This window comes from Pseudomonas sp. S2_E02, assembly GCF_054668355.1.
Genome location: NZ_CP162761.1, coordinates 6,407,385 through 6,420,587 on the forward strand (window position 1 = coordinate 6,407,385; position 13,203 = coordinate 6,420,587).

At 58.9% G+C, this 13,203-nt stretch carries 13 protein-coding genes; 8 read left to right on the plus strand and 5 right to left on the minus strand.

What is annotated here, in order from left to right; all coding sequences use genetic code 11:
- Positions 1-16: 16 nt before the first annotated feature.
- Positions 17-745, plus strand: a complete 729-nt coding sequence (locus AB4O01_RS28805) for a dienelactone hydrolase family protein (protein WP_093439949.1) — start codon at positions 17-19, stop codon at positions 743-745.
- Between the two features lie 356 nt (positions 746-1,101).
- On the opposite strand, the gene AB4O01_RS28810 is transcribed toward AB4O01_RS28805, so the two are convergent.
- Together AB4O01_RS28810 and AB4O01_RS28815 are read right to left on the minus strand one after the other, a co-directional pair.
- Positions 1,102-1,968: a pirin family protein gene (locus tag AB4O01_RS28810; RefSeq protein ID WP_460090211.1), complete on the minus strand. Its 867-nt coding sequence runs from the start codon at positions 1,966-1,968 to the stop codon at positions 1,102-1,104.
- A gap of 61 nt (positions 1,969-2,029) precedes the next feature.
- Positions 2,030-2,446 (minus strand): OsmC family protein, encoded by a 417-nt coding sequence (locus AB4O01_RS28815; RefSeq protein WP_320337236.1) that lies wholly within the window; start codon positions 2,444-2,446, stop codon positions 2,030-2,032.
- A 128-nt stretch (positions 2,447-2,574) separates the two neighbouring features.
- Between AB4O01_RS28815 and AB4O01_RS28820 the strand changes: the two genes are divergently transcribed.
- Positions 2,575-3,630, plus strand: coding sequence for an amidohydrolase family protein (locus AB4O01_RS28820; protein WP_099758395.1), 1,056 nt, complete (start codon positions 2,575-2,577; stop codon positions 3,628-3,630).
- A 130-nt stretch (positions 3,631-3,760) separates the two neighbouring features.
- Entirely contained in the window at positions 3,761-5,386 is a 1,626-nt protein-coding gene (locus tag AB4O01_RS28825) for a methyl-accepting chemotaxis protein (protein WP_460090212.1), read from the plus strand.
- A gap of 270 nt (positions 5,387-5,656) precedes the next feature.
- Here the strand turns inward: AB4O01_RS28825 and AB4O01_RS28830 are convergent, their stop codons facing one another.
- The 3 genes from AB4O01_RS28830 to purM are packed head-to-tail and all read right to left on the minus strand — an operon-like array spanning position 5,657 to position 8,087.
- Positions 5,657-6,370, minus strand: coding sequence for a DUF3108 domain-containing protein (locus AB4O01_RS28830; RefSeq protein WP_093439984.1), 714 nt, complete (start codon positions 6,368-6,370; stop codon positions 5,657-5,659).
- A gap of 8 nt (positions 6,371-6,378) precedes the next feature.
- Positions 6,379-7,029: a phosphoribosylglycinamide formyltransferase gene (purN, locus tag AB4O01_RS28835; RefSeq protein WP_093439988.1), complete on the minus strand. Its 651-nt coding sequence runs from the start codon at positions 7,027-7,029 to the stop codon at positions 6,379-6,381.
- Positions 7,029-8,087 carry a phosphoribosylformylglycinamidine cyclo-ligase gene (gene purM, locus AB4O01_RS28840; protein WP_099758397.1) on the minus strand — a complete coding sequence of 353 codons (1,059 nt, stop codon included), beginning with the start codon at positions 8,085-8,087 and terminating at the stop codon, positions 7,029-7,031. The genes purN and purM overlap by 1 nt, the downstream gene beginning before the upstream one ends.
- Positions 8,088-8,460: 373 nt before the next feature.
- On the opposite strand from purM, the gene AB4O01_RS28845 reads away from it, so the two are divergent.
- The 5 genes from AB4O01_RS28845 (at position 8,461) to AB4O01_RS28865 (ending at position 13,125) form a co-directional block, all read left to right on the plus strand.
- Entirely contained in the window at positions 8,461-9,519 is a 1,059-nt protein-coding gene (locus AB4O01_RS28845) for a DUF2066 domain-containing protein (RefSeq protein ID WP_414926774.1), read from the plus strand.
- 34 nt (positions 9,520-9,553) lie between these two features.
- Positions 9,554-10,627, plus strand: coding sequence for an AI-2E family transporter (locus AB4O01_RS28850; RefSeq protein WP_093440003.1), 1,074 nt, complete (start codon positions 9,554-9,556; stop codon positions 10,625-10,627).
- A 206-nt stretch (positions 10,628-10,833) separates the two neighbouring features.
- Entirely contained in the window at positions 10,834-11,538 is a 705-nt protein-coding gene (gene hda / locus AB4O01_RS28855; RefSeq protein WP_007919828.1) for a DnaA regulatory inactivator Hda, read from the plus strand.
- A 214-nt stretch (positions 11,539-11,752) separates the two neighbouring features.
- Positions 11,753-12,370: a C40 family peptidase gene (locus AB4O01_RS28860; protein ID WP_007919826.1), complete on the plus strand. Its 618-nt coding sequence runs from the start codon at positions 11,753-11,755 to the stop codon at positions 12,368-12,370.
- 218 nt (positions 12,371-12,588) lie between these two features.
- Positions 12,589-13,125: a C40 family peptidase gene (locus AB4O01_RS28865; protein WP_016987857.1), complete on the plus strand. Its 537-nt coding sequence runs from the start codon at positions 12,589-12,591 to the stop codon at positions 13,123-13,125.
- The last annotated feature ends 78 nt before the right edge of the window (positions 13,126-13,203 follow it).

Consider the following 13,203-nt stretch of genomic DNA (forward strand, 5'->3'; position numbering starts at 1 on the left):
AAATCAGGAGTCAGAAATGAGCGAAGTCACTGTACGTTCCGTGGTCTACCAGATCGACGGCCAGCCTTATGAAGGTCGTCTGGCGTTCGACGCCGAGCACAAAGGCGCGCGGCCGGGTTTGTTGATGGCGCCGAACTGGATGGGCGTCAGCGCTGGTGCCGAAGAGATCGCCAAATCGGTGGCGGCCAAGGGCTACGTGGTGTTGATCGCTGACGTTTACGGTCAGGCTGTGCGTCCGCAGAATGCTGATCAGGCCGGCGCGGCGATGATGCCGTTGAAGGATGATCGCGCGCTGCTGCGCAAGCGTATGCAAGCGGCGTTCGAGCAGTTGCAGAAGCAGGGCGAAGCGGCGGTGGATACTTCGAAACTGGCGGTGTTCGGTTTCTGCTTCGGCGGTTGCTGTGCGCTGGATCTGGCGCGCACCGGCGCGCCGGTGAAAGCGGCGGTGTCGTTCCACGGCACACTGGATTCACCGAATCCGGGCGACGCGCAGAACATTAAAGGTTCGGTGCTGGTGCTGCACGGTGCTGCAGACCCGTTGGTGCCGAAAGAGCAATTGCCGGCGTTTGAGGATGAAATGAACGCGGCGAAAGTCGATTGGCAGTTGCTGAGCTATGGCGGTGCGGTGCACTCGTTCACTGATCCGCATGCGAATGTGCCGGGCAAGATGATGTACGACGCGAAGACCGCGAAGCGCGCGTTCAAGTCGATGCATGATTTGCTGGATGAAGTGTTCAAGGGCTGAAGCCTGAAAAGCAAAAGCCCCTCATCGGAACGCCGCCCGCCTAACCCTCTCCCAAAGGGAGAGGGGACTGATTGGGGGATGCTGAAGGACTACGCAGACCTGAAAGGGCAGTGCTGAATCCATAATCGCCAAGACTTTTCAGGTCGGCGTATAACCTGAGACATCTCGGTCGGCTCCCTCTCCCTCTGGGAGAGGGCTGGGGTGAGGGTACTGATGGTGGGTGCTCAACCAACGCGTCGACCTGAAAGTGTCTTGGTGAATCCATAATCGCCAAGATTTTTCAGGTCGATGTATGACGCAAGACATTTCGGTCGGCTCCCTCTCCCTAAGGGAGAGGGCTGGGGTGAGGGTGCTTTTCAGCGCGGCAACTCGATCCGCTCAACTTCCCCCGGCACCGTCGGCCAGTCCCCGGTCGCCCATTTGCGCCGCGCCTCATCAATCGCCGCCGGATCGCTCGCGACAAAATTCCAGTTGATCCGCCGAGGCCCATCCAACGGCGCGCCGCCAAAAACCACCGCGTGCACATCACTTTCGGCAAACAGACTTATCTCTTCCCCGGCCGGCAATACCGCCAGCGCATGCGGTTCAAGCGCTTCACCGTTCAGTTGCGCATCGCCACTCAACACATAAACCGCCCGCTCTTGATGCTCGGTCGGAATCAGCAAAGTGGTCGCCGTTCGCATCTGCACTTCCGCATACAACGTAGGAGAAAGCACCGGCACCGGCGATTCCAGGCAAAAGCCTGACCCGGCAATCATGCGGATCTGTACACCCAGGTTGTCGCTGACCGGCAAGGTCGCCGCCGGGTGATGGCTGTAATGCCCGGGACCTTGCTCGTGCTCCTTGGGCGAGGCCAGCCAGATTTGCAAACCGTGCATCGTGAAGCTCTGCTCCCACAACGGCTCCGGCGTGCGTTCAACGTGAGCAATCGCGCTGCCAGCGGTCATCCAGCTGACATCGCCAGCGCCGACCACCTGATCGGAGCCAAGGCTGTCCTTGTGCTGGATCTGACCTTCGAACAGATACGTAAGCGTCGACAGACCGATGTGCGGATGCTGTCGGATGTTCATGCCTTTGCCCGTCGGATAAACCGTCTGGAGCATGTGATCAAAAAACACGAATGGCCCGACACTGCGGCATTTGGCTGACGGCAGCGGACGCAGAATCGGCTGGCCTTCGACGTCTTCGGCGCGCGGGCGGATGATCAGAGGTTGCGTGTCCATGGTGCATTCCAGACTGAGCGGGTGATGCCAGAAGCATAACCCGCCGCTGGCATCAGGAGGGTTACTGGCTATCGAAGCCTTGCGGGGCGTGGGTCTCGATCGTCACGTCGCTGGTGGTCATCAGTTTGTGAATCGGGCAGCGATCGGCGACGCGCAGCAGTTCTTCACGCTGGGCGTCGGTGAGTACGCCTTTGAGGGTGAGGGTTACGTGCAGGGCGTATTTGCCTTTCTGCTCTTCACTGTTGTCGCGTTTGACCTCGACTCCGACACCGGTCAGCGGGATGTCTTTTTTCTTCGCGTACATCTTTAGAGTCAACGCTTTGCAGGCGCCGAGGGCCGCATCGAAGTAGTCGTGCGGCTCAGGCGCCGTGCCTTCGCCGCCGGCGGATTTCGGCACGTCGGCAAACAGTTCGTGGTCATCAATCTGTACGGTGTGACGAAAACCTTCAGCGGAGACGGTATTGACGGTAACGGTCATGGGAACCTCACTGGCAGTAGGAAAAGTCGTTCGATCAAAAAAGACCTTGCAGTTATAGAGCATTCCCACCGGTACGCGTTCCACTTTCCTGCGGGATGAACCCTTGTCGTCAGGGCGGGGTCTAGGCTATGCCTACTTCCCGGAGATTACTTGTGTCCCTGTATCGTCTGAGTCTTGCCTGTCTTCTTCTGGTTGCCGGCAGCGCCAGCGCCCGCGATTACACCTACAGCGATGCGCACCTGCATTACGTTGATTTTTTCCAGGAAAGCGCGGGCATGGCGAAATTGCTGACAGCCATGCAGGACAATTCCATCGAGCATGTGATGATTTCCGGTATTCCGGTGGCGAAGAAATGGCACGAAGACGAACCCAAGCGTCCGCGCTATTACGCGGGTGACGACGCTGACGCCTACTGGTACAGCGCAACCGATGTGATCGTTGCTGATGCCGTGCAAAAACTCAGTGCCGAGCAGCGCCCGTACTTTCATCCGTTCCTGTCCGGCTTCAACCCCAACGACAAGAACTCCGCCGCACATATCCAGCGCATGCTCGACCTTTACCCAGGGCTTTGGCAGGGCATCGGCGAAGTGTTTACCCGGCATGACGATCTCACGGCGCTGACCTCCGGCGACACGCCGCGGGCCAACAATGAAGCGATGACCAAGATCTATCATCTGGCCGCCGAGAACGATCTGCCGGTAATGCTGCATTCCAACATCACTTCCAAGCGTGAGAAAAATCCGCTGTACCTGAAGGAAATCGAAGAGCCGCTGCGTAATCACCCGCACACGCGATTCATTTGGGCGCACGCCGGCACGAGTGCAGAAATTCATCGGCATCAGACACAACTGAAGTTCTTGCTGCCCACGCTGACGCGCATGCTCGAGGCGTATCCCAACCTGTTTATCGACTTGTCCTGGAGCATGCTCACGCCGTACCTGCTGGACGAACAGGGCACGCCGCGCGTGGAGTGGCTGGCGCTGGTCAGGAAATATCCGGAACGTTTCATGCTCGGCTCTGACGTGGTCGGGCGTTTCAATAAGCTCGGTGAAGAAATGCGAAGTTTCAAACCGTTCCTTGATGCGCTGCCGGAAGACGTTGCGCAAAAAGTCGCTCGGGATAACTTCCTGGCAATCTTGCCGCGAACGGTGCTCAAGTCCGGCAAAAGCACGCTGAATCGTTAATGCCAACGGTTCGAAGGATCAAGGCCTTTTGATATCGCCTTTTCGTCTTACGCAAATTTTCGCCGGGCCGATACCTTCTTAAGCAACCAGCTGCAGGGTTGATGCAGCGCTTTTGGAAGGAACCAGAGCAATGAGTATCCGTAGTCTCAATATTGCCCCGCGCGCCGGCCTCGGTTTTGGCTTGTTGGCGCTGATGGTGTTTGCTCTTGGCGCGTTCGCTTTGCTGCAAATGTCGAACATGCGCGCGCAGTCCGACGAGGTCGATAACAATTGGTTGCCGAGCGTGATGGCGGTCGGCGAGATGAGTCAGGACATGCTGCGCCTGCGAGCGTTGACCATGCGTCTGTTGCTCAATCGTGATCCGCAGGCGCTCGAACAGAACGTTGCCAAACTCAATGAATTGCGCGGTGTGCTCAGTGAGGCGCAGCAGCGTTATGACGTGCTGATCGTGTTGCCCGAGGAGCGCAAGCTGTTCGATCGCTTCAAGGTTGCCGAACACCAGTATCTTGAGTTTCAGGCACAGGTCATGCAGTTGTCTGCGCAGAATCGGGTCGCGGAGGCTGCGACCATTCTCAACGGTCAGATGAGTCCTTTGGCCGACGAAATCGCAGTGCTTTTGCGCGAACTGGTTGAGCTGAATAAACACAATGCCAATCTCGCCACTGAAGCTGCGCGGTTGGTGTTCATGAATTCGCGGGTGTGGGTCGGGGTGATGATTGGCGTGACCACGCTGATCACCATCGGCCTGGCCCTGTTGCTGACCCGCAGCATCGTGTTGCCGCTGGCGCAGTCGTTGGGCGTGGCCGAGGTGGTGGCGGGTGGCGATCTGACCGGCGACATCAACATCAGCGGCAAGGACGAGCCGGCGCGGCTGTTGCAGGCGCTCAAGAGCATGCAGCACAACTTGCGCGAGACGATTCGGCAGATCTCGGAGTCCTCCAGCCAATTGGCCTCGGCGTCAGAGGAGCTGAGTTGCGTCACGGAAGACGCTACGCGCGGTTTGCACCAGCAGAGCCTGGAAATTGAACAGGCGGCCACGGCGGTCAATCAGATGACTGCTGCAGTGGAGGAGGTTGCCAGCAATGCCGTGGCAACGTCAGAAGCGTCGCGGGAATCCGATCGTATTGCCCAGCATGGTCGTGAACAGGTGCATCAAACGGTGTTGTCCATCGAATCGCTTGCCGATGATGTGACGGCCAATGCCAGCCAAGTAGAAGATCTGGCGCAGAAGGTCTATAGCATCAGCAAAGTGCTGGACGTGATCCGTTCGATTGCCGAGCAGACCAATTTGCTGGCGCTGAACGCTGCGATCGAGGCGGCGCGGGCCGGTGATGCCGGGCGTGGGTTTGCTGTGGTGGCGGACGAGGTGCGGGCCTTGGCGCATCGCACCCAGCAGTCGACTCAAGAGATTGAGCAGATGATTGGCGGGATTCAGCAGGGTACCGATTCGGCGGTCAGTTCAATGCAGCAAAGCAATGTACGTGCGCGTTCGACGTTGGAGCTGGCCAAGGCTGCCGGGACTGCACTTGAAGAGATCGCCTCGGCATTCACGCTGATCAACGAGCGCAATCTGGTGATCGCCAGTGCCTCGGAGGAGCAGGCAGCGGTGGCGCGGGAGGTGGATCGTAATCTGATGAATATTCGTGATCTGGCGATGCAGACATCGGCTGGGGCCAATCAAACGAGCGCTGCGAGTCAGGAGCTGTCGCGGTTGGCGGTGGATTTGAACAGCATGGTGGCGAAGTTTTCGGTCTGATTGTGTGTTGAACCTGAGGCTGCCCTCACCCTAGCCCTCTCCCAGAGGGAGAGGGGACTGACCGTGGGACATTAGAGAATTACGCCGACCTGATCTAATCCATAATCGACTCGGTCTTTCAGGTCGATGTATGGCGCCAGACATCTCGGTCGGCTCCCTCTCCCCCGGGAGAGGGCTGGGGTGAGGGGGCGAAGGTGATACAAAAAATCGGGTTGAACGCAGGCAAAAAAAAGCCCCGCATTTCGCGAGGCTCTTTGCTGTAACGGCAGATCAGCTGCCTTTAACGGCTTTGCCGTTGACGGTGCCGTCCTGGAGCATGATGTTGTACTCCTTGCCGTCGGTTTCAACCTGTTGCAGGCGAACCAGCAGGTAATCCCAATCCTTGGCGAACCAGAGGACCGTGGTGCGCTTGCTTTGTGTCGGGTCGCGCACACGCTCGACCTTGATCGCATCGATCTTGCCAGCCTTGGTCTCGACTTTCTCCGAGCCCAGCACGCGGAAGTCATAGGTATCGACTTCACCGTCATCGACCACTTGATAGCTCATGGTCTTCTTGCCGGCAGCTACGTCATGTTGCAGTGCCAACTGGTAAGTGGACTTGTCGACCATGCCGCGATTCAGTGGAATCTTCACCGCGTCGCCACGGTCGGTACCGGTGACCATTTTGCTGTTCCAGTCAAAATCCAGATCAGCCTTTTTCGCTTTGCCCAAGCCACCACGTTCAAAGTGGTAGGACTGCGGCAGCAGGGTGTCCTTGTCCAGGGTCAGAGTGCTTTCTTCAGTCAGGCTGGCGATCATCATCGAAGCCTTGAAGCTGAGCTTCCAGACGCCGTTGGCTTCCTTGACCAGACTGCGCTCGGCGGTGCCGCTCATGGGCAGCTGCTTCCAGTCGGCGGTGTAGCTGGCGGAGAACGGTTGAAGGTCCGCTGCCTGCGCGAAGGGCAGGGCGAGCAGAGCGCAAGCGAAGAGCAGGGCGCGACGCATAAAATCTCCTAGTTTCGAATCAAGTGGCCGCTGGCCGCGAGTAACTGCCCGTCCAGTAAAGCACCGTGTTCACCGAGTGCCAGTCTGCCTTCTGCAAACCAGCGCACTGCCATCGGATAAATCAGGTGTTCCTGAACGTGGACTCGCTGCGCCAGACTCTGCGGCGTGTCGTGCAACTCTACCGGTAATACTGCCTGTACGACCAGTGGTCCGCCATCGAGTTCCTCGGTGACGAAGTGCACGGAGCAACCGTGCTCAGTGTCACCGGCCTCCAGCGCACGCTGATGAGTGTGTAACCCTTTGTATTTGGGCAGCAGCGACGGGTGGATGTTGAGCAGGCGACCCTGATAGTGGCGAACGAAATCAGCGCTGAGAATGCGCATGAAGCCGGCCAGCACCACAAGTTTCGGTTTGAATTCGTCGATCAGTTCGATCAGGGCAGCATCGAAGGCCTCGCGACCTTCGAATGCCTTGTGATCCAGCGCGCGGGTGGCGATACCCGCAGCACTGGCGCGTTGCAGGCCGTAGGCATCGGCGCGATTGGAAATCACTGCAGCGATGCGGACCGGGCTGTCGCCGGTCCGCGTGCTGTCGATCAGAGCCTGCAAGTTACTGCCGGTGCCGGACAACAGCACCACGACATCACAGGTTGCGGACATTAATGAGCCTTAAGGTTCTGCAGATCAACCTGGGCAGCGCCTTCGGCAGCAGCAGCGATCTGACCGATGACCCAAGGCTGTTCGCCGGCGTCACGCAGGGTTTTCAGGGCTACTTCAACGTGCTCTTGAGCCACGCAGATGACCATGCCAACGCCGCAGTTCAGTACGCGGTGCATCTCGGTTTCGTCAACGTTGCCTTTTTCCTGCAGCCAGTCGAACACGGCAGGGCGAGTCCAGCTAGCCACGTCAACCACCGCCTGAGCGCCTTTTGGCAGTACGCGCGGGATGTTGTCGAGCAGGCCGCCACCGGTGATGTGGGCCATGGCTTTGACGGCGCCGGTGTCTTTGATCAGCTTGAGCAGCGGCTTCACGTAGATGCGGGTCGGGGCCATCAGCAGATCGGTCAGCGGTTTGCCGTCGAGCTGGATGTTTTCGATGTCGGCACCGGAGACTTCGATGATCTTGCGGATCAGCGAGTAGCCGTTGGAGTGCGGGCCGGACGATGGCAGAGCGATCAGCGCATCACCAGTGGCGACTTTCGAGCCGTCGATGATTTCCGATTTTTCCACGACGCCGACGCAGAAGCCGGCCAGGTCGTAGTCTTCGCCTTCGTACATGCCTGGCATTTCAGCGGTTTCGCCGCCAACCAGCGAGCAACCCGACAGTTCGCAGCCAGCGCCGATGCCGGTTACCACCTGGGCAGCGGTGTCGACATTCAATTTGCCGGTGGCGTAGTAGTCGAGGAAGAACAGTGGCTCAGCGCCGCAAACGACGAGGTCGTTGACGCACATGGCAACCAGGTCGATACCGATGCTGTCGTGCTTGTTCAGGTTCAGCGCCAGACGCAGCTTGGTGCCGACGCCGTCGGTGCCGGAAACCAGTACTGGCTGCTTGTAGCCGGCCGGGATTTCGCAGAGGGCGCCGAAACCGCCCAGGCCGCCCATGACTTCCGGGCGCGCAGTGCGCTTGGCGACGCTCTTGATGCGTTCGACCAATGCTTCACCGGCGTCGATGTCTACACCGGCGTCCTTGTAGCTCAGGGAGGGTTGCTTGCTCATGATCCAGGCCTTTAGGGGAGGGGATTCAGGGGTAACGACCGAGTTCAGCGGGAACTTCGAAATCGACGGGGCGATGGCCTCACGCGAGTTTCGAGGTGCCCGGCTGTTGCCGGTCTGCGAAGGCGCGCGATTTTATCAGGCTTGAGGGGCAGCGGCCATCCTCGCACCGACGGGCAGGGCCATATCAGCGGAAATTTTTTGCAATTGAGCCGTATGAACGCCTGTATAAGGTGTGGCGATTAACCGTCTATCGTTATCACTGTGCAAAAACTTACCGCTACCGTGTGAATGTTTTGCGATGGCAGATTGTCACAGCCTTGCTTAACCGGTTCACGCGGCCTGTTCCAGCCGCTCCTGTCGACGGGAATTTTCCATGCGTTTTTGTAAATTGTTGTTTGTGGGTTGTTTGTCTCTGCTCAGCCTGGCGAGTCACGCCGAAAATCTCAAAGGCCTTTATCAAGTGCGTGAGCCGGTCAATGGCCAGGCGCCGGAAGAACGTGATCGCGCCACGCAGGCGGCGCTCGACACGTTGGTGCTGCGTTTGACGGGCGATCCGAAAGCTGCGCAAAACCCGGGGCTGGCGGCGATTCGCAAGGATCCGCAGCAAATTATCAGTCAGTTCGGTTTCGATGCCGGGCCGCCGGAGGTGCTGAAGGTCGATTTCGATCCGGCGACCACCGAGCAGGCGCTGCGTCGGGCCGGCCTGTCGTTGTGGGGCGCCAGTCGGCCGTCGATTCTGAGCTGGTGGCTGAATGATTCGGCTGAAGGTTCGAGTCTGGTCGGTGATGGTCAGGCCGCTGCCGCGCCGTTGCGTACCGCCGCTCAGCATCGCGGCTTGCCATTGCGTTTGCCGTTGGCGGACTTGAGCGAGCAACTGGTTGCCACGGCGCCAGCGCTGGAAGGCACCGATCCGGCACCGTTGCGCGGCGCCTCCGAGCGCTACAACGCTGACGCCTTGCTGGCGGTGCATGCCCGCGAAGAAGGCGGGCAATGGCAGGCCAAGTGGCACTTGTGGCTGGGCGACCAGAAAGAGGCGGGCAGTGTGCAGGGTGCCGATCAGGCCGCTGTCGCTGATGCGGTGATGCTGGCGGTGGCTGAACGTCTGGCGCCACGATTTGTGGCCAAGCCCGGCGCTTCGGGTCAGCAGACTCTGGAAGTCCAAGGCATGAATCTTGAACATTACGCGGCGCTGTTGCGGTTACTCGAGCCGTTTGGCGTGCGTCTGCAAAGTGTTGATGGTGATCGCATCGTTTATCGGGTCAATGGCAGCGCCGATCAAATGCGCGCGCAGTTGTCGCTGGCGAAGTTGCAGGAGTTGCCCGCCGAAGCCCCGGTTCCAGTGGCGGCGCCACAGCCAGTGGCTGGTGGTGCAGCACCTGTCGCGGCGCCAGCCCCGACCCCGGCAGCACCGTCGTTGCGGTTTCGCTGGTAAGTCTTTCCTTATATAGAAGCAACAGGAGTGGTACATGGCCGATACGCGGCGTTGGTTCTGGCTCGGTGGGGTAGTCCTGCTTTGCGCGTTTGTGTGGTTGCTGCACCCGATCCTCACGCCGTTTCTGGTGGCGCTGCTACTGGCTTATCTGTTCGATCCGTTGGTGGATCGACTGGAAAAACTCGGGCTGTCGCGAACCTGGGGCGTGATCGCGGTGTTTGCGTTGTTCACGCTGATCGTCACCGCACTGATGCTGGTGCTGGTGCCGATGCTCGCCAAGCAGTTGCTGCGTCTGTACGAACTGGCACCGCAGATGCTCGACTGGTTGCAGCACACAGCTGTGCCGTGGGCGCAGTCGAAGCTGGGGTTGTCGGACGGTTTCTGGAAGTTCGATAAGGTCAAGGCCGCGATCAGCGAGCACATGGGTCAGACCACCGACATTGTCGGCGTGGTGCTGAGTCAGGCAACGGCCTCCAGTCTGGCGCTGATCGGCTGGCTGGCCAATCTGGTGCTGATCCCGGTGGTAAGTTTCTACCTGCTGCGCGACTGGGACGTGATGATGGCCAAGATCCGCAGCCTGTTGCCGCGTGATCGTGAAGAGCGTGTAGTCGCGCTGGCTGGCGAATGTCATGAGGTGCTGGGCGCGTTCGTTCGTGGTCAGTTGCTGGTGATGCTGGCGCTGGGTGTGATTTATGCGGCAGGCCTGATGATTGTCGGTCTGGAACTGGGGCTGTTGATCGGCCTGATCGCGGGGCTGGCGGCGATCGTGCCGTACATGGGCTTCGTGATCGGCATTGGCGCAGCGCTGATTGCCGGGTTGTTCCAGTTCGGTGGTGATCTGTACCCGATGGTCGGGATCGTCGCGGTGTTCATGGTTGGTCAGGCGCTTGAGGGTATGGTGTTGACCCCGTTGCTGGTGGGTGATCGTATTGGTCTGCACCCGGTGGCGGTGATCTTCGCGATTCTGGCTGGCGGCGAGCTGTTCGGTTTCACCGGTGTGCTGTTGGCCTTGCCGGTGGCGGCGGTGATCATGGTGCTGGTGCGCCATGTGCACGACTTGTACAAGGATTCCGAGATCTATAGCGGTGTGGACGAGCCGGAGTTGTAACGGTGCAGGGCGGCCCGGCGATTAGCCGGGTTGGTCCGTGTCCTGCAGGCGCTGGCGCCAAAGAATCTGTCATAAAACCAGCGTGTTAACGCAAACCTTTGATTTTGCTTGGACTCTGTCGCATTGTGCGCTCAGCTTCACGGGTATAAACTTCGCAAACTTTACACAGAGGCCACTAACGGTTCCTTGAGAACTGTTCAGTCAGCATGAAACCGATTCAGCTGCCCCTAGGTGTGCGTCTGCGTGACGACGCCACCTTCATCAACTACTACCCAGGCGCCAATGCCGCTGCACTCGGCTATGTCGAGCGTCTATGCGAAGCCGACGCCGGCTGGACAGAAAGCCTGATCTACCTGTGGGGCAAACACGGCGTAGGGCGGACGCATCTGTTGCAGGCCGCATGCTTGCGCTTCGAGCAGATGGGTGAGCCGGCTGTGTATTTGCCGTTGGCCGAGTTGATGGACCGCGGCGTTGAAATCCTCGACAACCTTGAACAGTACGAGTTGGTTTGCCTGGACGACTTGCAAGTGATTGCCGGCAAGGCTGACTGGGAAGAGGCGATGTTTCATCTGTTCAATCGTCTGCGTGACAGCGGTCGGCGCTTGCTGATTGCCGCCTCCACCTCTCCGCGTGAATTGCCGGTCAAACTGGCTGACTTGAAATCCCGCCTGACCCTGGCGCTGATTTTTCAGATGCGTCCGCTCTCCGATGAAGACAAATTGCGCGCCTTGCAATTGCGCGCGTCGCGTCGCGGTCTGCACCTGACTGACGAAGTCGGGCATTTTATTTTGACTCGCGGCACTCGCAGCATGAGTGCGCTGTTTGACTTGCTTGAACAGCTCGATCAGGCCTCGTTGCAGGCTCAACGCAAGCTGACCATTCCCTTCCTGAAAGAAACGCTAGGCTGGTAACGGCGCGGCTTTCAGCGTGTTTCGGCATATTTCAGGCGCCAGAAAATCCGCTTTCCTGCGAGGTGCGCAGGCCGCGTATCGGTTCAAATGGACTTAAGCGCTTAGATGTAAACGAGAAACCGAGAAGTCACAAAAAGATCGATTGAATTTGCAAATGAGGCTGATAGCGGGCATAGTCTCGGCTTCTTTACAACTATCAGCCACGGTCGTGCCCATGCTAAAGCGCTTCGCACCCCTCGTGCCTCTCGCACTCGTCACCCTGTTGTACGGTTGCGCTGCTCATTCTCCAGTTCAAGAGCAGCCTCAACAGGTTAAAAATTCTGCCACGGCTCAGTCTTCCGTTATTTACCAGGAAGAGCTGGACACCGAAAAAGAGCTCAACGAATTCAATGGCAAGAAGCCTTATCAGCTTCCTGTTCTGGCCGACAGCATCCTTGAACGCGGCATGTCCCTGATCGGTACCCGTTACCGTTTCGGTGGTACCTCTGAAGCCGGTTTCGATTGCAGCGGTTTCATCGGCTATCTGTTCCGCGAAGAAGCTGGCATGAACCTGCCGCGCTCGACCCGCGAAATGATCAACGTCGATGCGCCGCTGGTCTCGCGCAGCAACCTTGAGCCGGGCGATCTGCTGTTCTTCGCCACCAACGGTCGTCGCGGTCGTGTCAGTCACGCCGGGATCTACCTCGGTGACAACCAGTTCATCCACTCCAGCAGTCGTCGCAGCGGCGGTGTTCGCATCGACAGCCTGGGTGACAGCTACTGGAGCAAGACTTTCATCGAAGCGAAACGCGCATTGGCCAACGCTCCGACGGTCGTTACCGCTCGCAAGTAATCCCCGTTGTCGCTGCGTTCGCGGCGACAATCAGGCTCCCGGCAACGGAGTAGACCTAGACTTTACAAGGTGAAGTTAAAGTCTTACTTGAAGTTTGCCGCGTAGCCGCTAGAATCCTGTATCTATATTGATGGCAAACCGCCTGCGTGCTCACGCAGGCGGTTTTGTTTTCTGTCCATCGGCAGAAAAAGCCGCAGCCAGATCAGGATGTTCTGCTTATGACGATGTCGGCCCGCCTCACATTGATGCTCTGCATAGCGCTGCTCAGCGCCTGCGCCAGTCGCACGCCGCCACCTGCGCCGGTGGTTCGCGCCCCGGTCGTATTCGGCCCCTCCCAAGCTTTTTCACCGGCTGCTGAAGACGTGCTGTTTCGCGCGCTTGGCCTGGTCGGCACGCCTTATCGCTGGGGCGGTAACACGCCGGATTCGGGGTTTGATTGCAGTGGCCTGATCGGTTTTGTCTACCGCGATGCGGCGGGGATTTCGTTGCCACGTTCCACGCGCGAAATGATCGTCATGCAGGCGCCGAACGTCGGCAAGGAAGGCTTGCAGACTGGCGACCTGATCTTCTTCGCCACCAATGGCGGTTCGCAGGTCAGTCACGCGGGGATTTACGTCGGCGAAGGGCGCTTTGTGCACGCGCCAGCCACGGGCGGCACGGTGAAGCTGGACAGCCTGTCGAAGGCGTATTGGCAGAAGGCTTATCTGAGTGCCAAGCGGGTGCTGCAGCCGGAGCATCTGGCGCATAACCCGTAATTCAAGTTGCCCAAAATCTAATGTGTAGGAGTGAGCCTGCTCGCGATGACGGTGTCACATTCAACATCAATGTTGAAT